The sequence below is a fragment of the Mycobacterium simiae genome (assembly GCF_010727605.1).
GTDB lineage: Bacteria > Actinomycetota > Actinomycetes > Mycobacteriales > Mycobacteriaceae > Mycobacterium > Mycobacterium simiae.
This window is the reverse complement of sequence record NZ_AP022568.1, coordinates 2,592,858-2,610,927: the sequence shown is the minus strand read 5'-3', so window position 1 is coordinate 2,610,927 and position 18,070 is coordinate 2,592,858. Positions and strand designations below refer to the sequence as shown.

Genomic DNA, 18,070 nt, shown 5'->3' with positions numbered 1-18,070 from the left:
CGAGATAGCTACGACAACTATTTTTAGCTCGTCAAAGCACTTGCGAAAGGAATCGCTGCAGCCGCTCGGTCTCCGCCGCCTCGAAGATTCGCTCTGGCGGCCCGGATTCCACGACTTTGCCGTGATCCATGAACACCACGGTGTCGGAGGCCGACCGGGCGAAACCCATCTCGTGGGTCACCACGATCATCGTCATGCCGGCGGCGCCGAGATCGGCGATGAGTTGCAACGCCCCCTTGACCATTTCGGGGTCCAGGGCCGAAGTCGCTTCGTCGAAGAACATCACCTGAGGCGCCATGGCCAGCGCACGGGCGATCGCTACGCGTTGTTGTTGCCCGCCGGACAACATACTGGGGCGGGCACTGGCCTTGTGCTTCAGGCCAACTCGGTCCAGCTGCGTCAGCGCGACATCACGGGCGGCGTCGGCGGACAATCCGCGCAATTTCCGTGGCGCCAGCGCAACGTTTTTCAGGATGCTCAGATGAGGGAACAGGTAATAGTTCTGAAAGACCATCCCGATGCGCTGCCGCAGCTTGTCGGGATCGTCACGCAGCACGGACCTCCCGTCGAGCAGGATGTCGCCACTGTCGGGTTCGTGCAGACGATTCAGCGCCCGCAGCAATGTCGACTTCCCGGAACCGGACGGTCCGATGACGGCCACTGTGGTCCCCGCGGGTGCCTCGAAACTCACCCCGCGCAATACCTGTGCGCTGCCGAGTTTCTTGTGAACGTCCTTGGCCTCCAATGAAACCGATGTCCGCGCGACGGTCATGTCATGCCCTGCCCGACTGTGGAGGTGACCACCGTGGGATCCTCGGCCTCCTTGGCGGGAGTGCCGCGGCGCAGCCGGGTGTCAATGTAGTTCACCAAATGCGTCAACGGAATTGTCAGCAACAGGTAGCACAGACCCGCCGCCACCAACGGTGAAAGATTGCCGGTCTGCGCGTTGAGGTCGCGGCCCACTTGGAACAGCTCCCGCTGCCGGGCAACCAGACCCAGGAAGTACACCAGCGCGGAACCTTTCAGCAGTGCAATGAACTGATTCACCAGCGCCGGCAGCACCCGGCGGACGCCTTGCGGCACCACCACCAAACGCATCGCGGCCGGGTAGCTGAATCCCAACGCGCGAGACGCTTCCAGCTGGCCGGCGTCGATACTCTGGATACCCGATCGCAGAATTTCGCCGATGTAGGCGGCCGCCATCAACCCCAGCGCGGCGATGCCCAACGGGTAGGGATTGTTGTCGGTCAACCCGCCCACCAATGGGCCGACGCCCATCCCGATGATCAGGATGATCACCACTTCGGGCAGCCCACGGAAGATGTCGGTATAGACCCGCGCGGGCCACCGCATCCAGCGCGAATGCGACAACCCGGCCATCGCCAGCACCATGCCGAAGACCAGCCCGATGACGCTGGCGCTGACGGTCAAGGTCAAGGTATTGGGCAGACCAGTCGTCAGCAACGCCGGGATGGCTTGCTTGTAGAGGTCCCAATCCAGGAATTGGGAACGCAGTTGCGCGAGTGCGGATTTGGGCGCGGCCGGGCCAACCACCTCGCGATGGTTACTCGCCGCTATCGCGGCGAAGTCGGGTAAGTGCGGAGTGGGAGCAGCCTTTGACCCGGGTTTCCAGCCGGGCGGCAGCTGGCGTGGCACCCATTGGGAGTACAGCTGTGACCAGGTGCCGTCGGCGATCACCGCGTCCAGCGCGGAGTTCAATGCGGCGATCAGCGCGGGGTTGTCATTGGCGACCGCATACGCGACGAAGTCTCCGGGCGTGAACGCGTTCGCGACCACCACCGCCGCGTCGCCCGGCCGCATCAGGTTGGCGGCCAGCGCGGCCGGGGCCACCCAGGCGTCGATCTGGTGAGTCTTGAGGCTGGCGTACACGGTGGCGAACCCGGGATATTTCACCGGCTGCAGGTGCAGGGTCTCGACGACGTAGGCCTCCTCGACGGTGCCCTGCACGACGCCGATCCGTTGCCCGGCCGTCAGATCGTCGAAGTCATCGATCGGCGACCCCGGCGGCACGATGAGCGCGTAGTAGCCGAAGTCGTAGCCGTTGGTGAACCCGACGGTATGACGCCGGGCGGCGGTAGCTTTTACCGACGCCGAACCGATGTCGAAGCGGTGCGAGGCCACCTCGGCCAGCAGCGCGGAAAAGTCGGTGCTGGCAAAACGAACTTGTAGACCCAGCTTTTTGGCCATCGCGCGCAGCAACTGATTATCGAAGCCGCTGTAGGTGCCGGTGGCGTCGACGCAGGTGGACGGTGGCGCATCCGAAAGGGTGCCGACGTTGAGCACCCCCGGGGTGCCCAAGCCCAACGCGTCGACGTTGACCGAACTGAGCGGGGCGGTGGTGGGGGTCGTGTGATCGTCGTCCCGACCGAGGTCGTTGAGGGTGGCCAAACCCTTTGGCAGGGCGGCGGCGCTGTTGGCTCCGCCTGGTGCGCATTGGTTTCTGTCGGCGAGCGCGGGCCCGGCCATCACCAAGCCGCAGACGATCAGGATTGTCGCGGCCAGGCCGAACAGCTTTGCGCGCCGGCTTTCGCACGGAATCATCACCCGCAACCGTAACGATCGCGCGGTGACTCGGCGCGGCGAGCGCCGGTTTCAGAGTGCCAACGACGGTTCGGGGCAGACGGCGTCGGATGCCGCGAGTACGTGCAGCGGGGGCGCAGCAACCGGGCGGGGGTCGTCCGGCGCGGCGAAAACCCTGCGTCGGAAGAGTTCGGCCAGCATCGTCTGCGCCATCAGGTAGGAGCGCCCGACGCACGCCGACCGCGCGGCGTCGGGATCGTGACGGTGGATCGCCGCGGTTTCCTCCTCGTAGTACGGCAGCATGTCGTCGCGATTGTTCTGATACGTCATCCAGAACGCGCGTGGGATGAGGTTCTGCGAGGCGCGAATCGTGGCGCGCAGCCGTGGTCCGGCGTACTCGTCATTGACGGTGTGCCGGTACTCGGTGGTGAGCTCCGCAAACGCACGGGCGTCTTTGGCGGCGCGCATCGCGCGCATCAGGGCATCGAGCTGGCCGAGGATCCGCGGCGTCGGACTGGTCGCGGCACGGGCCGAGGCGATGCCGTTCAACATGCCGTCGAGTTCGTGATGCTCGAGGACGGTGGCCTCGTCGAACCGCTCGACGAATGCGCCCCGGTGGTAACGGGTCGACACGACGCCGTCGTGCTCGAGTTGGACCAGGGCCTCTTGGATCGGGACACGACTGACGCCCAACCCGGCGGCGATCTCATTGCGGTCGACCCGGTCACCGCTGCGCAGCTTGCCGGTCAGCACCATGTTCAGGACATGGTGCACCACCTGGTCCTTTTCTTTGACCCCATATTTCTTCGGCATGCGCCTCTTTCACGTCGGTTCGGCCCCGCTGCAGCGATCAGCGCAGGAAAGTTTCTCACGACTGCTCGCCTTCGTTGAGGTGTTTCGCCGATGATTTGCCGGCAAACTCACATCACCGGGTATCGCGCCACCGGCATAATGCCTCGGCTGCGCTCAGGTCGTAATCGGGACCGTTGACGCCGACGGTCAGCAACGTCACTCCCAACGCAACCAAGCCCTCGGCATTGGTGATCAGCCCGTCGAGGCCTTCGCCGCGGCGCACACCGGTGTTGTCCTCTACACCGGCCGACCTTTCGATCGTCGACGGGTCGCGCCCGACGGCGGCACAGTGCTCTTCCAGTACGGCGGCCGCCTGCGGATAGGTGTCGATGGTGGTAAAGCCGTGCCAGATGTCGCCGTATTCGGCGACCAGCCGCAGGGTCTTGCGGGGACCCTTGCCGCCGATCAGGATCGGGATGTCGCGGGTGGGCGGCGGATTGAGTTTGGCCAGCCGCGACGTGATCCGTGGGAACGCGGCCGCCAGATCGTCGAGCCGGCTGCCCGCCGTGCCGAACTCGTAGCCGTATTCGTCGTAGTCCCGTTGTTTCCAGCCCGATCCGATGCCCAGGATCAACCGGCCGTCGGAAATGTGGTCGACGGTGCGCGCCATGTCGGCCAGCAACTCCGGGTTGCGGTAGGAGTTGCACGTCACCAAGGCACCGAATTCGATGCGCGACGTCTGCTCGGCCCACGCGGCCAGCAGGGTCCAGCATTCGAAATGGGCGCCGTCGGGATCGCCGTAGAGCGGGAAGAAGTGATCCCAGGTGAAGGCGACGTCGACCCCTAGGTCCTCGCAGCGGCGCACGGCATCGCGGATATGTCGGTATTGCGGGGCGTGCTGAGGCTGCAGTTGCACACCGATGCGGACGGGACGATCGACAGAGGTCATGGCTTCCACCGTAGGAGCCGCGGTCTTTCAGTGGGTAGCAAGTATCCCGCGCAACAGATCGATCAGCGCTCGGGGCTGGTCGCTTTGGACCGAGTGCCCGGAGTTCTCGACGACATGCGTCTGCCGGAAATACCTTGCGCGGGTGGCGAGTTCGGCGGCGTCGTGGTCTGTCACAAACGGCGACGAGCCACCACGGACCAGGGTGACGGGCGTAGTCAGTGCATCGACGTCGTTCCACAGGTCGCCGAAGTCGGGGACGACGCGGATGGCGTCGTAACGCCAGGCCCAGTTGCCGTTGTCGAGCCGGCGCGAGTTGTGGAACACGCCGCGGCGCAGTGCCTTGACGTCGCGGTGTGGTGCGGCCGCGACGGTCAGGTCGAGCATGGCCTGGAAGCTGGGAAATTCACGCGCACCCTGAACCAGCGCGACCGTGCCCTGCTGTTCGGTGGTCAGCTCGGCGTACCGGTGCAGCGCCGACGGGGTGACGTCGACGAGCACGAGTTCGCGTACCAGGTCGGGGGCTATCGCGCCGACCCGGATCCCGGTCAGCCCGCCCAGTGACATGCCTACGACCAGGTCGGCGTCCGGCGCGAGCTCCCGCAGGGCCGGCGCCACCGCCTCGGCGTTGTTCCGCGGCGAGTAGTCACCGTCGGCACGCCAGCCGGAGTGTCCGTGGCCGGGAAGGTCGACCGCCAGCGCCGGTTGGCCAAGACCGACGACGACGGTGTCCCAGGTGTGCGCGTTTTGCCCGCCACCGTGCAGGAACACCACCCGCGGCGACGCCGAGCCCCAGCGCAGCGCGCTGACGCGGCCGGCCGCGGTCTCGGTTGCCACGCGCGTGACCTCGGGCAGCGGACCCGCGACACCGGCCTGCTCGGCGTTTTCGGACAGCAACGAGAATTCGGAGAGTCCGACCAGGTGGTCTTCGGGTATCTCGGTCACGGCCTTTGACACTAGAGGACATACCGACGGCGAATGCCGTGGAATCGCTCCCACATGGCAGAGCTGCGTTCATCGGCGGTAACGCTGGCGGTATCCGGCGGCAGCGCGTGCGGAATGTCGTCGTGCTTGATGACTTTGGTGTCCAGCACGGCGGGCTCGCCGTCCAGCATGTGACGGTAGGTCAGGTTTCCCCGCGTGAAGCCCTGAGTGTCCAGCCAGTTGTGGACATTCGGATCACGATGCGCCATGACCAGACGGATGCGTCCATCGCCGTCCACCCTGGTGCGGCTCGGCGTATAGCTCACCGGCCGGTAGAGGTAGTCCATGCTGTTGAAAAACACCCCCATGTTGGTCAGCATCCACAGGCCGTCGTGGGCGTCGAATTCGACGATCAGCGCCTCGTCGTCGCCGAGCTCCCAATACATGTTGGCGGCGGCGCGGCCGCGTTTGGTGTCCGCGTCGCTCGCTCCGACGCGCGGGAAGGTGTTCGGGTGTGCGGCATCCACACCGCCGTAGGTGAACGGAAACTCCGGCCAGTCGGCCATCAGGCCGGTGATGAAGTCACCGGCCCAGGCCATGGCGTCGACCATGGTTTCGGGGGTGGGCAGCGGTTTGGGCGTGGCCATGTCGATCCGCTCGATGCGTAGTTGCGCCGGTAGCTCGCCCCACGCATCGAAGCCCTGACGGATGAACAACTTTCGGGATTTGTCGGTGGTGGGCAACCAGTTGGGGCCGCGCTCGGGGCCGCCGAGGTAGATCTCGACGTCACCAGTGTCGCCGAGGCTGAGTTGGTGGCCGAACAGATTGGCCTCTGGGGTGTCGCCGAACGGTTCATGCAGAACGCCGGGCCCGGGGACCCGCGCTCCTTGCACGGTGATGTTGAAAAACCGTGCGGTTCCGCGGTTGCCGGACAGCCGGTAGCTGCAACGCCCGTCGATCCAGGCCTGCTGGTAGGTGAAGTCGGCGCAGTCGCCGCCGAGCTTGCGGGTGGGCCCGCAGAAGGTGTGCAGCGCGGGGTATTGGGTGTCGCGGGTCTCGAGCGCCAGGTCGAATGACTGGCCCAGGTTTTGGGTCAGGAAGCGGAACGCGTCCACCCGCTGCGCTCCGGAGGTGGCATTGGCGTCCTTGAACACCTGATCGCCGGCCCGCTGCAACCGTGTGCAGAATTCGGCCCACGCCGCCCGCAGCGCCGCGTCGTGTGCACCGTCGCCGAAAGCCATTGTCACGCACCCAATCTGTCCAACATGGCTCCGATGGTGCTGCAGGCACGCCGGGCCGATTCGAGGCCGCCTTCGCGGTCGATGCGCGGCCCGATGAGTTCCAGGTCGAATCCGTGCGGGTACCCGCCGGCCAGAGCCTGGGCGAGAAACGTCTGGATCGGAATCGCGCCGTCGCCCGGGACGGCCCGTCCCGGCAGGGCACGATCACCCAGGACGTAGTCGCTGAGCTGGATCAGCTCGGTGCGCGGCAGGGCACGCTGCACCATCGCGTCGAAATCGCCTTCCGCCCAACAATGAAACAGGTCGATGCAGACGCCCACCTCGCTGCGTTCGGCCAACACGACGGCATCGCGCAGCGTGTGCGCGAGGTGGATGTCGGCGTACAGGGCGGAGGCGTTCTCCAGCGCCAGCGCCACCCCGGCCTGCCGCGCATGCGTCACGCACGGGGCGATCCCGGTGGCGAACCGGTCCGCGGCCTGCGCCCAACTCAGGGTGTCCCGGCCACCGGTCAACAGGTAGACCACCCGCGCACCCACCTCGGCCGCGGCGTCGATCACCGCCAGCAGCGCATCCCGCGCCGGCTGCGGCGCGGTGGTCAGCCGCCCCCGCGCAAAGACATGGCATACGGCCTCTACTGTGTAGTCATTGCGCTGCACCAGCTTTGGCAACGCCGGGTCCAGCAGCTGATCATCCAGGACGCTCAACCGGGATACGCCCAAATCCGCCCAATAGCGTTCCAACTCGGCGAGCGTGGCGCCGTAGAAGGTGACGTTGTGCACGGACAGTCGTTGATGAGCCGCCATCGGATCAGCCGCGATTCTCGATCTCGACGCCGAAGCGCGCACGGAACGGCCGGAACTCGGTGTGCAATGCGTCGAGGCTCTCGCCGATGTCGACCAACAACTGGGTGGAGTACCGGAACTTGCCGTAACGGTCGCCGCGATTGTTGGCCAGGTAATCACGCATCGCGACCTCGGCATCCGGTGTGACCCGGCGGCCGGCGAACCGGTAGTAGCGCCGCACGGTCGCGATCGGGTCGGCGATGAAGTCGGTGTAGCGGACGTGCAGGATGCGCGGGTCGTCCACCATGGGATTGCTCATGGTGTTGGCGACGCCGGCGCGGGTCAGTTCCAGATGTATCTTCGCCAGGGCGTGCAGGTCGACATCGCCGACCATTCCCTCGGCGATGTCGGCCATCATCATCGTGCGCGACGCCGCGACCTGCACCGGGTCGCGGTGCAGCCAGACCAGGGTCGCATCGGGGTATTCTTCGAATAGCTCTTTGAGCCGGAACCCGTGAAAACCCTTTAGCACCCAGTACTTTCGTGGTCGCTGGTACTGCAGCTGCTGCAGCATCGCCTTGTGCAGCCGGTATTGGGCCGCCGGATCGGTGGCCAGACCGGCGACCAGTGACTGCATCGGCACCCGCCACCATGCCGTCGGCGTCATGACCCGGAAGTCGAACGCCCAGGTGCGTTCGTCCTCGGGGAGTCCGTCGCCGAGCATGTCGTTGTACGGATGACTGTGCAGCCACTTGGGCAGCTTCGCGTTGATCTCGCGCCAGTCCGCGTCGGCGTGGGCACGGCGGGGATCGTCGGCCGCGGCCAGACCCGGCGGCGGCGACGGATACATCACCTCCCAGAAGCGCAGTGCCCGCGCATGCGGATCGACGGCCATCAACGCGTGCATCAGCGTTGTGCCGGAACGGGGTTCGCCGGTGACGAACATCGGTGCCGCGATGGTCTCGTCGCCGATGGGGTAACGGTTGCGGTCCTCGATGAACTCCAACCGCGACGTCAGTAACCACCGGCACACCCCCTCGGCGGCCCGGACGCCGTCGGCGTCCAGGCCCAAGGCATTCAGGTGGTCGGCGGCGGCGGCGAATCGTTCGGGCAATGTGGGGTCGCCGTAGTCGTGTAATCCGGTTGCGGCCTCGGCGGCGCGCAGCAGTTCGGCGGCGTCCAGCCGGGCGGTCACGACACGTCTCCGCACAGCCGCAACAACTCGTCTTCTGCGGCACGGACATTCGCGGCCGACGATTCGGCGTAGGCCAGCCCGGCCATGGCGCCGTAGTCGAGGATTTTCGGGACTCGCAACCCTGCGTCAACGTACGTCTTGATGATCTTCGCCACCTCGCCCGGGGTGCCGTGCGGGACGACGGCCAGCAGCATTTCGGGCTGCGCGTCGTCGAGGAAGGCCAGGATCCGCTCGCGGGTGAGCACCGCGGGGTCGATGTCTTGGAACCCGCGCCAGTTCTCACCCATCGGATGCTCAAACCCGAAGCCCCGCAGGGTCTTTGCCGATACCTGCAGCAGAAACGCCGTCACCAGCGGTGCCTGCACGATCTCGGCCAGGGCGGCGTCGTCGGCGCCGATCAGGCACACCTGCATGAAGCCCGGTGTGATCGCCATCGGGTCGCGCCCGGCGCGCTCGGCGGAAGTCCTTACCGCCGAGAGCATCTCGGCGTAGTGCTCCGGTGTCCAAGCACCGGCGGGCCACCAGCCGTCGGCGTGGCGGCCGGCGATGTCGAGCATGCGCGGACCGCTGGCCCCAATCCAGATCTGTGGATGCCGACCCTGATACGGCTCGGTGTCCAGCCGCGCGTGCCGCAGTGTGTAGAACTGCCCGTCGAAGTCGACGGGCCCGTCGCTTTCCCAGAGCAGCCGGATGACCGTCAGCGCCTCCTCGAATCGGCTGACCGGGCGGGCGAAATCGAAGCCGTACGGCAGCGTGTTCTCGCTCTCGCCGCTGCCCAGGCCAAGGATGAATCGGCCCTTGGCGAGGTGGTCGATGGTCAGCGCAGTCTGGGCGAGTAGGGCCGGATGGCGCCGCACCGTGTCGACCACGGCACTGACCAACGGCACCCGCTCGGTGAGGACGGCGGCGGCCGCCGCCACCGCCAGGCCGTCGAGGTGGCGATGCGGGGACGGCGACGCGGTGGCGAGGTCGGTGAATTCGGGTGTCCAGATCGAGTCGGGCCAAAAGCTGACCATGTGGTCGGGCAGCCAGATCGAGTGGTAGCGCCCACCGTCGAGGTCGCCGAGGCGCGACAGATCCAGGGGCAGGGTGGTGCGCAGGAACGCGGCGGGCTGAACGTGCATCGAGAGATGATGCTAAGCACTCGCACAGCGCTATGTCGATGATTTCGAGACGATGCGCCGAATGTGCGCCCTAGGTACGGGACCGCGCCCGAATTCGTCCCTAGGGCCCACACTCGACGGTGGAGAAGGTCGTTAGCCCGAGATGATGAACTCTTCGAGCTGGGTGCGCGCGATGTCGTCGGGCAGCTGCTGCGGCGGGCTCTTCATCAGGTACGCCGACGCCGGCACCACCGGGCCGCCGATGCCGCGGTCCTTGGCGATCTTGGCCGCCCGTACGGCGTCGATGATGACGCCCGCCGAGTTCGGCGAGTCCCACACCTCGAGCTTGTACTCGAGGTTCAGCGGCACGTCGCCGAACGCGCGACCCTCCAGCCGCACGTAGGCCCACTTGCGGTCGTCGAGCCAGCCGACGTGGTCGGACGGGCCGATGTGCACGTCCTTGGTCTTGAACTCGCGCTGCACGTTGCTGGTGACGGCCTGGGTCTTGGAGATCTTCTTGGACTCCAGCCGCTCCCGCTCCAGCATGTTGAGGAAGTCCATGTTGCCGCCGACGTTGAGCTGCATGGTGCGGTCCAGCTGCACGCCGCGGTCCTCGAACAGCTTGGCCATCACGCGGTGGGTGATCGTCGCGCCGACCTGGCTCTTGATGTCGTCACCGACGATCGGGACGCCGGCATCGGCGAACTTCTTGGCCCACACCGGGTCGGAGGCGATGAACACCGGCAGCGCGTTGACGAACGCGACGTTCGCGTCGATGGCGCATTGGGCGTAGAACTTGTCGGCCTCCTCCGAGCCCACCGGCAGGTAGGACACCAGCACGTCGACCTGGTTGTCCTTGAGCACCTGGACCACATCGACGGGGTCGGCGTCGGACACCTCGATGGTGTCGGCGTAGTACTTGCCGATGCCGTCGAGGGTCGGGCCGCGCTGCACCGTCACGTTGGTCGGCGGCACGTCGGCGATCTTGATCGTGTTGTTCTCTGACGCGAAGATGGCCTCGGACAGGTCGAAGCCGACCTTCTTGGCGTCGACGTCGAACGCGGCGACGAACTTGACGTCGCGGACGTGGTAGCGGCCGAACTTCACGTGCATCAGGCCGGGCACGGTGCTGTTCTCGTCCGCGTCGTAGTAGTACTGCACGCCCTGAACCAGCGACGACGCGCAGTTACCGACGCCGACAATGGCGACTCGTACCTCGGTCGACGCCTGCGAAGCGTTGTGCTGAGTCATAGGGCGTTCTCCTTACCTAATTACCTATGTCCGGTGGGTGGCTGTTGGGCTTGGGATTTGTTGGGGGTCGTACCGGGTGGTGCGGGGTCGTGCTGGTCCTGCGAGGGGTCTGGTTGGGTCTGGCGGGGTTATGTCTGCTCGGTGAGCCCGGGTGCTGCCCGTTCCGCGGCGATCAGCTCGTTGAGCCACTTCACTTCGCGCTCGCTGGACTCGAGCCCGAGCTGATGAAGCTGCCGGGTATAGCGGTCGAGTGAGCTGCTGGCCCGCGCCACGGCTTCACGCAAGCCCTCCCGGCGCTCCTCGACCTGCCGGCGGCGGCCCTCGAGAATGCGCATCCGCGCTTCTGCCGGAGTCCGGTTGAAGAAGGCCAGATGCACCCCGAAACCGTCGTCGGTGTAGTTGTGCGGGCCGGTGTCGGCCACCAGCTCGGCGAAACGCTGGCGACCCTTCTCCGTTAGTTCGTAGACCCGGCGGGCACGCCGGACCGGGGTACCGGCCGGCGCGGCGTTCTCGGCGATCAACCCATCCGCCTGCATGCGCCGCAGCGCCGGATAGAGCGAACCGTAGGAAAACGCACGGAACGCGCCGAGAAGGCCAGTCAGCCGCTTGCGCAACTCGTAGCCGTGCATCGGCGACTCGATGAGCAGGCCAAGGATGGCGAGTTCCAGCATCGAGTCACCTCCTCTGCACGGCTGTTACGACGGGCCGACGCCTCGCAGCATCGTATCGGGTCGATATATTTGCCACAACACTACCGAATGTTGGCGTGCGGTTAATCACGGCAAAACCCGTCCGCAAGGCGGGGCAGCCCGGATCAGCTGGAGGGGTAACTCACCCGTTTGGTAGTGCCGTCACCAGCGAAATCGATGGAACCGCTGCCGTAATCGCTGGATACGTACACCGACAGGGTCAAAGCTCCCGGCGCGGTCGGGTCCTTGGCGGGTTCAACGATCAGATACGTGGATTTAACGTCCGAGGTCTTGATGCCCAGCGTCTCGGGAGCCCCGCGCAAGATGCCGACCGCGGCTTTGACGTCGAACTTGCTCAGGTCGGCCGCGACGGCCTTGGGATCCGACTTGGCGGAGGTCGTCGGGTCGTCCCAGCCGCCGCGGTAGTCGTAGTCCAGCACGCGGCGGTCGTCGGTCGGGTCCGGGCGATAGAAGCTGGCGTAGGTGGGGTAGACCAGCAGCCGGTAGCCGATGGTGTCGCCGAATTTCTTCCGAGCCTGTTCCAGCAGCCCGGTGAGGCCGCCGAGCGAGTGCAGCTGCTTGGGCGGGGTCAGCACCACCGGCGCGATCCCGTCGGGCTTGGCGCCCGGATCGCTGGTGAAGTCCAGCGGCGAGCTGGTGTTTCCATACAGGCCCCAGCCCAGCCCCATGCCGAAGAGCACCGACACCACCAACGCGGCGATCGCGATACCGCGTCCGCCGACCCGGGGCACGACTTTGCTCGCGCGCAGCCGCGCCGGTGTGTGGTTGCCCTGCAGATCGGACAGGAGCTGTTTGAGATCTCCGAGCGTCACCGCGTTGGTGGCCCTGCGGATGCGCTCGCGGTGTTCCTCGCCGGACAGTTCGCCGTCGGCCAGCGCGTTGTCGAGCAGCGTGCAGGTCTCTTGTCGGTCGGTGTCTTTGGCGCGGGTCGCGGTCGTCACACCGCCGCCAAGTGGTGCGCCCAGCCATTTCGCCATGGGGATGATCGTAGAAGTCCCCGGGTGTTCGCGCGGCGCAGCGGCGCGGACGGCATTGGTTGCGTATCGGCGGTGCCGACGGCGACGTACTCTGGTCAACGTGCGACTGCAGCGACAGGTGGTGGACTATGCGCTTCGGCGGCGCTCACTGCTGGCCGAGGTGTACTCGGGCCGCACGGGTGTGTCCGAGGTCTGTGACGCCAACCCGTATTTGCTGCGCGCCGCGAAGTTTCATGGCAAAACCAGCCAGACGATGTGCCCGATCTGCCGGAAGGAACAGCTCACGCTGGTCTCCTGGGTGTTCGGCGATCACCTCGGTGCCGTGTCCGGTTCGGCCCGCACGGCAGAAGAGTTGGTCATGTTGGCGAGCAAGTTCGACGAGTTCTCGGTCCACGTCGTCGAGGTTTGCCGGACATGCAGCTGGAATCACCTAGTCAAGTCGTACGTGCTCGGCGCGGAGCGTCCGGCACCCTCGCCCAAGGGAACCCGGTCCTCGCGGACGGCACGCAACGGCGCCCGCACGGCCATTGAATAACGAGGGGCGCCACGATCAGTCGCCCGATGACCCGAGCGGGGTTGACGGTCTGGCTGAGCGAATCGGCGAACATGGCACTCCCAACCGTCCGGACGATAGCGATCGCCCGGGTCAACGCGGCGATGCCGGACACCGGCGCAGGGTGGCGCCGGACGACCGGATGACGACGATCCTGCCGCCGGTGGTCGACGACCGGTCGCCGCGGCGTTCCGATCCCCTCGACGAGGTGCGGGCCGCGCTGGCCGGTCCACCGGCAAAGCCCGGTTCGCGTGCCGCCCTCGACGAGGTGAAGGCCGCACTCGACGGCCGCGCGGCGACGGCACCACGGCGCCCGAGCGGCCCGCCACCGCCGCGCCCCCCGCAAGGACCGCCGCCACCGCGGCGTCCCGGCGCAGCGGGCGGTCCGGACCAGCCGCACCGCCGCGGCCCCGGCTCGGGGCTGGACTGGCGCTGGGTCGAGCAGATCAACTGGCGCTGGGTGCGCCGGGCCGCCTACCTCACCGCGGTGGTGTTGGTGTTGTTGCCGATCGTCACCTTCACGATGGCGTATTTCATCGTCGACATTCCCAAACCGGGCAACATCCGCACCAACCAGGTGTCGACCATACTGGCCAGCGACGGCTCGGAAATCGCGAAAATTGTTCCGCCCGAGGGTAACCGGATCGACGTCAACATCAGCCAAGTGCCCGTGCACGTGCGCCAGGCCGTCATTGCGGCCGAAGATCGCAACTTCTACTCGAATCCGGGATTCGACTTCACCGGCTTCGCGCGGGCCGTAGAGAACAACCTGTTCGGCAATGGCGACCTGCAAGGCGGTTCGACGATCACCCAGCAATACGTCAAGAACGCGCTGGTCGGTTCCGCGCAGCACGGATTCGCCGGCCTGATGCGCAAGGCGAAGGAACTGGTGATCGCCACCAAGATGTCGGGGGAGTGGTCCAAAGACGACGTGCTGCAGGCCTACCTGAACATCATCTACTTCGGTCGGGGCGCCTACGGGATCTCGGCCGCGTCGAAGGCGTACTTCGACAAACCCGTCGATCAGCTGACCGTCTCCGAGGGCGCGCTATTGGCCGCGCTGATCCGCCGACCCTCCTCTCTGGACCCCGCGGTGGATCCCAAGGGCGCGGAGGCGCGGTGGAACTGGGTCCTCGACGGCATGGTGGAAACCAAAGCCCTGTCGGCGAACGACCGTGCCGTGCAGACATTTCCCCAAACCGTGCCGCCCGATCTGGCCCGCGCGCAGAACCAGACCACCGGCCCCAACGGCCTGATCGAACGTCAGGTCACCAAAGAGCTGATGGAGCTGTTCAACATCGACGAGCAGACGTTGAATACGCAGGGCCTGCAGATCACCACCACAATCGACCCGAAGGCGCAGCAAGCCGCCGAGAAGGCGGTCGCGAAGTACCTCGACGGCCAGGACCCCGACATGCGTTCGGCCGTGGTGTCGATCGACCCGCGCACCGGCGCGGTGCGCGCGTACTACGGCGGCCCCGACGCCAACGGCTACGACTTCGCGCAGGCCGGGCTGCAGACCGGGTCGTCGTTCAAGGTGTTCGCGTTGGTGGCCGCGCTGCAGCAGGGCATCGGATTGGGCTACCAGGTCGACAGCTCACCGCTGACGGTTGACGGCATCAAGATCACCAACGTCGACGGGGAAAACTGCGGCACCTGCAATATCGCCGAAGCGCTCAAGATGTCGCTGAACACGGCCTACTACCGGCTGATGCTCAAGCTGAAGAACGGACCCCAGGCCGTCGCCGATGCCGCACACCAGGCCGGTGTGGCCAAGAGCTTCCCCGGCGTTGCGCACACACTGTCCGAGGACGGCAAGGGCGGTCCACCCAACAATGGAATCGTGCTGGGCCAGTACCAAACTCGGCCCATCGACATGGCATCGGCGTACGCCACGCTGGCCGCGTCCGGGGTGTACCACCCGCCGCACCTGGTGCAAAAGGTCGTCAACGCGGACGGCCAGGTGCTTTTCGACGCCGGGGATTCCGATAAGGGCGCCGAGCAACGCATCGACAAGGCGGTCGCCGACAACACCACGGCGGCCATGGTGCCGATCGCGGCCTATTCGCGCGGCCATGCTCTCTCGGGTGGCCGGCCATCGGCGGCCAAGACCGGCACGGTGCAGCTGGGCGACACCCAGGCCAACAAGGACGCGTGGATGGTCGGCTATACCCCGTCACTGTCGACGGCGGTCTGGCTGGGAACCGTACAAGACAACGTTCCGCTGGTAACCGCTTCGGGCGCAGAGGTTTACGGTTCGGGACTGCCGTCAGACATCTGGAAGGCGACCATGGACGGTGCCCTGAAGGGCACGTCCAACGAGAGCTTCCCCAAGCCGACCGAGATCGGCGGCTACGCCGGTGTGCCTGCACCACCTCCGCCGCCGCCCCCGCCGGCGGAGACCGTCATCCAGCCCACGATCGAGGTGGCCCCGGGCATCACCATCCCGATCGGACCACCGACCACGATCACCGCGGCGCCGCCCCCGCCGCCGGGCGCGCCCTCGGGTCCGTTCGGGCCGCAGCCACCGGCACCGCCGGCTCCGCCGTTCGGGCAACCGCCCCCGTGACCGGCGCTCAGCGGGAGAGCGCCACCATTTCACCGCGGCCGCTGGCGCAAGATCTGCGTAGTGCCGACAACCGCGATTGCCCAAGCCGCACCGACACTTTGGGCGCCGCCTTCGCCGACGTGATCGGCGGACCAGTGGGACGGCACGCCTTGATCGGCCGGGCCCGGCTACTGACCCCGCTGCGGGTGATGTTCATCATCGCGCTGGTATTCATGGCCCTGGGCTGGTCGACGAAGGCGGCCTGCCTACAGAGCACCGGAACGGGACCGGGCGACCAGCGCGTCGCAAACTGGGACAACCAGCGCGCCTACTACGAATTGTGCTACTCGGACACGGTCCCCCTGTATAGCGCGGAACTGTTGAACCAGGGCAAGTTTCCGTACAAGTCCAGCTGGGTCGAAACCGATGGCAGCGGGACGCCGCAGATCCGCTACGACGGCAAGCCCGCGGTGCGTTATATGGAATATCCCGTCCTCACCGGGGTCTATCAGTACGTGTCGATGGCGCTGGCCAAGACTTACACGGCGCTGAGCAAGATGGCGCCGCTTCCGGTGGTCGCCGAGGTGGTGGTCTTCTTCGACGTCGCGGCCTTCGGGCTGGCGCTGGCTTGGCTGGCGACGGTGTGGGCCACGGCGGGGTTGTCCGGCCGGCGCATCTGGGATGCCGCGCTGGTGGCCGCTTCGCCGCTGCTGATCTTTCAGATCTTCACCAATTTCGATGCGCTGGCAACGGGTTTCGCAATGGCCGGCCTGCTGGCCTGGGCGCGGCGGAGGCCGGTGCTGGCCGGAGTGCTGATCGGACTGGGCGCGGCGGCCAAGCTGTATCCCCTGCTGTTTTTGGGTCCGATGCTGGTGTTGGGTCTGCGAACGGGGCGCCTGGGCACGCTGGCGCGCACGGCCGTTGCCACCGCGCTGACTTGGGCCGCCGTCAACCTGCCTGTGCTGCTGCTGTTTCCGCGGGGCTGGTCGGAGTTTTTCCGGCTCAACGCCCGCCGCGGCGACGACATGGACTCCATCTACAACGTGGTGAAGTCGTTCACCGGCTGGCGAGGCTTCGACCCCAAGCTCGGATTCTGGGAGCCACCGACGGTGCTCAACGGTGTGGTCGCGGTGTTGTTCCTGAGCTGTTGTGTGGCAATCGCTTACCTAGCGCTCACCGCGCCGCGGCGGCCGCGGCTGGCCCAGCTGCTGTTTCTGGTCGTGGCCGCGTTCTTGCTGACCAACAAGGTGTGGAGCCCGCAGTTCTCGCTGTGGTTGGTGCCGCTGGCGGTGTTGGCATTGCCGCATCGGCGGGTGCTGCTGGCGTGGATGACGGTCGACGCGGTGGTCTGGGTACCGCGGATGTATTTTCTGTACGGCAACCCGAACCGCTCGCTGCCGGAGCAGTTCTTCACCACAACGGTGTTGCTGCGCGATCTCGCGGTCGTGGCGCTGTGCGCTTTGGTGATTCGCCAGATCTACCGGCCCGCTGAGGATTTGGTGCGTTGGGGCGGCCGGGTGGACGATCCGGCGGGCGGGCCGTTCGACCGCGCTCCCGACGCCCCGCCGGGCTGGCTGCCGGACTGGTTGCGCCCGGCCCGGCCGCGGCGGGAGGCTGTCCCCGAAACTCCCGTCGACGCCGAGAGTGAATCCGAGACGACGACCGGTCAAAGGCAGGCATGATGCTGGTCGCCATCCCGCTGTTTCCCCGCTTCACCGCACTCGACGCCGTCGGGCCTTACGAGGTGTTGCAACGCATTCCGTCCATTGACGTGAAGTTCGTCGGACTCACTCGCGGTGAGGTGCGCACCGAGAACGGGCTGTTGGGCGTCTGCTGCGATGCCACCTTCGATGAGATCGACGCACCCGATGTGCTGGTGGTCCCCGGCGGCATCGGAACCCGCAAGCTGATTCACGAGGAACCGCTCCGCGCCTGGCTGCAGGCGGTGCACCCGACGACTAGGTTCACCACGTCGGTGTGTACCGGCGCCCTGCTGCTGGCCGCCGCCGGATTGCTCGACGGGCTCACCGCTACGACGCATTGGGGGGCCGCGGATCTGCTCAACGAGCTGGGCGCCCAGTATGTGCCGGACCGGGTCGTCGAGCATCTGCCCGAACGAATCATCACGGCGGCGGGCGTGTCCAGCGGCATCGACATGGCCCTGCGGCTCACCGAGCTCCTGGTCGACCGGGTGGCTGCGCAGGCCGCGCAGCTGCTCATTGAATACGACCCGCAGCCGCCGTTCGACTCTGGTGCGCTCGCCAAGGCCGACGAGGCCACGAAGGCCAGGGCCGCGGAATACCGTCACCAGCGTCACTGACCCGACCGCTCGCCCCGCGATCACGCCAGCGGCGTGGCCGCGAACTCGTACGGTCGAATGGAGCTATTCCACAACCGAAGTTCGCTCTCCGGTAACCGTCCCGTCCCCTCAACTGCACCGGCCCACAGAACCATTCGGTCGTCTGCTGTGCTCGTCTGCCCAGTCGCTTGCCCAAAAGGAGATTCCG

Annotated in this window: 16 protein-coding genes; 4 read left to right on the top strand and 12 right to left on the bottom strand. The window is 66.5% G+C overall.

From position 1 onward, the window contains the following. Positions 1–31 precede the first annotated feature (31 nt). The 12 genes from G6N33_RS12115 to G6N33_RS12060 all read right to left on the bottom strand — a co-directional run bounded on the left by G6N33_RS12115 (position 32) and on the right by G6N33_RS12060 (position 12,462). Positions 32–772: an amino acid ABC transporter ATP-binding protein gene (locus G6N33_RS12115; protein WP_044509134.1), complete on the bottom strand. Its 741-nt coding sequence runs from the start codon at positions 770–772 to the stop codon at positions 32–34. Further along, on the bottom strand, positions 769–2,562 hold the full coding sequence (locus G6N33_RS12110) for an ABC transporter substrate-binding protein/permease (RefSeq protein WP_044509135.1): 1,794 nt from the start codon (positions 2,560–2,562) through the stop codon (positions 769–771). The genes G6N33_RS12115 and G6N33_RS12110 overlap by 4 nt, the downstream gene beginning before the upstream one ends. 51 nt (positions 2,563–2,613) lie before the next feature. Further along, on the bottom strand, positions 2,614–3,354 hold the full coding sequence (locus G6N33_RS12105) for a GntR family transcriptional regulator (RefSeq protein WP_044509136.1): 741 nt from the start codon (positions 3,352–3,354) through the stop codon (positions 2,614–2,616). 112 nt (positions 3,355–3,466) lie between these two features. Beyond that, positions 3,467–4,282 carry an LLM class F420-dependent oxidoreductase gene (locus tag G6N33_RS12100; protein WP_044512599.1) on the bottom strand — a complete coding sequence of 272 codons (816 nt, stop codon included), beginning with the start codon at positions 4,280–4,282 and terminating at the stop codon, positions 3,467–3,469. 27 nt (positions 4,283–4,309) lie between these two features. Next, positions 4,310–5,224 carry an alpha/beta fold hydrolase gene (locus tag G6N33_RS12095; RefSeq protein WP_044512601.1) on the bottom strand — a complete coding sequence of 305 codons (915 nt, stop codon included), beginning with the start codon at positions 5,222–5,224 and terminating at the stop codon, positions 4,310–4,312. Between the two features lie 11 nt (positions 5,225–5,235). Then, positions 5,236–6,444 carry a DUF1214 domain-containing protein gene (locus G6N33_RS12090; RefSeq protein WP_044509137.1) on the bottom strand — a complete coding sequence of 403 codons (1,209 nt, stop codon included), beginning with the start codon at positions 6,442–6,444 and terminating at the stop codon, positions 5,236–5,238. Positions 6,445–6,446: 2 nt separating this feature from the next. Beyond that, the gene (locus G6N33_RS12085) at positions 6,447–7,247 is read right to left on the bottom strand and encodes a sugar phosphate isomerase/epimerase family protein (protein ID WP_044509138.1); all 801 of its coding nucleotides are present in this window, start codon (positions 7,245–7,247) and stop codon (positions 6,447–6,449) included. A gap of 4 nt (positions 7,248–7,251) precedes the next feature. Beyond that, complete coding sequence (locus tag G6N33_RS12080) at positions 7,252–8,421, bottom strand: sulfotransferase family protein (protein ID WP_101528347.1); 1,170 nt, start codon at positions 8,419–8,421, stop codon at positions 7,252–7,254. Beyond that, a complete protein-coding gene (locus G6N33_RS12075; RefSeq protein WP_044509139.1) occupies positions 8,418–9,545 on the bottom strand; it encodes an LLM class flavin-dependent oxidoreductase in 1,128 nt (375 codons plus the stop codon). Before G6N33_RS12075 ends, G6N33_RS12080 begins: the two co-directional genes overlap by 4 nt. A gap of 132 nt (positions 9,546–9,677) precedes the next feature. Next, positions 9,678–10,775 (bottom strand): inositol-3-phosphate synthase, encoded by a 1,098-nt coding sequence (locus G6N33_RS12070; protein ID WP_044509140.1) that lies wholly within the window; start codon positions 10,773–10,775, stop codon positions 9,678–9,680. Between the two features lie 128 nt (positions 10,776–10,903). After that, entirely contained in the window at positions 10,904–11,446 is a 543-nt protein-coding gene (locus G6N33_RS12065; protein ID WP_044509141.1) for a PadR family transcriptional regulator, read from the bottom strand. Between the two features lie 143 nt (positions 11,447–11,589). After that, complete coding sequence (locus G6N33_RS12060) at positions 11,590–12,462, bottom strand: DUF1707 SHOCT-like domain-containing protein (protein WP_101528348.1); 873 nt, start codon at positions 12,460–12,462, stop codon at positions 11,590–11,592. Positions 12,463–12,562: 100 nt separating this feature from the next. Between G6N33_RS12060 and G6N33_RS12055 the strand changes: the two genes are divergently transcribed. From G6N33_RS12055 to G6N33_RS12040, 4 genes are all read left to right on the top strand, one after another. Next, positions 12,563–12,997, top strand: a complete 435-nt coding sequence (locus G6N33_RS12055; RefSeq protein WP_044509143.1) for a DUF5318 domain-containing protein — start codon at positions 12,563–12,565, stop codon at positions 12,995–12,997. Positions 12,998–13,157: 160 nt separating this feature from the next. Next, a complete protein-coding gene (locus G6N33_RS12050; RefSeq protein WP_101528359.1) occupies positions 13,158–15,584 on the top strand; it encodes a transglycosylase domain-containing protein in 2,427 nt (808 codons plus the stop codon). After that, positions 15,581–17,245, top strand: a complete 1,665-nt coding sequence (locus G6N33_RS12045) for a glycosyltransferase family 87 protein (protein WP_044509144.1) — start codon at positions 15,581–15,583, stop codon at positions 17,243–17,245. The genes G6N33_RS12050 and G6N33_RS12045 overlap by 4 nt, the downstream gene beginning before the upstream one ends. Continuing rightward, positions 17,242–17,883, top strand: a complete 642-nt coding sequence (locus tag G6N33_RS12040) for a DJ-1/PfpI family protein (protein WP_081662124.1) — start codon at positions 17,242–17,244, stop codon at positions 17,881–17,883. The genes G6N33_RS12045 and G6N33_RS12040 overlap by 4 nt, the downstream gene beginning before the upstream one ends. Positions 17,884–18,070 lie beyond the last annotated feature (187 nt).

Coding starts and splice junctions, on each gene's coding strand:
- G6N33_RS12090 (WP_044509137.1), bottom strand. CDS start 6,444: ATGGCTTTCGGCGACGGTGCACACGACGCGGCGCTGCGGGCGGCGTGG.
- G6N33_RS12085 (WP_044509138.1), bottom strand. CDS start 7,247: ATGGCGGCTCATCAACGACTGTCCGTGCACAACGTCACCTTCTACGGC.
- G6N33_RS12100 (WP_044512599.1), bottom strand. CDS start 4,282: ATGACCTCTGTCGATCGTCCCGTCCGCATCGGTGTGCAACTGCAGCCT.
- G6N33_RS12070 (WP_044509140.1), bottom strand. CDS start 10,775: ATGACTCAGCACAACGCTTCGCAGGCGTCGACCGAGGTACGAGTCGCC.
- G6N33_RS12075 (WP_044509139.1), bottom strand. CDS start 9,545: ATGCACGTTCAGCCCGCCGCGTTCCTGCGCACCACCCTGCCCCTGGAT.
- G6N33_RS12050 (WP_101528359.1), top strand. CDS start 13,158: ATGACGACGATCCTGCCGCCGGTGGTCGACGACCGGTCGCCGCGGCGT.
- G6N33_RS12060 (WP_101528348.1), bottom strand. CDS start 12,462: ATGGCGAAATGGCTGGGCGCACCACTTGGCGGCGGTGTGACGACCGCG.
- G6N33_RS12110 (WP_044509135.1), bottom strand. CDS start 2,562: ATGATTCCGTGCGAAAGCCGGCGCGCAAAGCTGTTCGGCCTGGCCGCG.
- G6N33_RS12115 (WP_044509134.1), bottom strand. CDS start 772: ATGACCGTCGCGCGGACATCGGTTTCATTGGAGGCCAAGGACGTTCAC.
- G6N33_RS12065 (WP_044509141.1), bottom strand. CDS start 11,446: ATGCTGGAACTCGCCATCCTTGGCCTGCTCATCGAGTCGCCGATGCAC.
- G6N33_RS12105 (WP_044509136.1), bottom strand. CDS start 3,354: ATGCCGAAGAAATATGGGGTCAAAGAAAAGGACCAGGTGGTGCACCAT.
- G6N33_RS12040 (WP_081662124.1), top strand. CDS start 17,242: ATGATGCTGGTCGCCATCCCGCTGTTTCCCCGCTTCACCGCACTCGAC.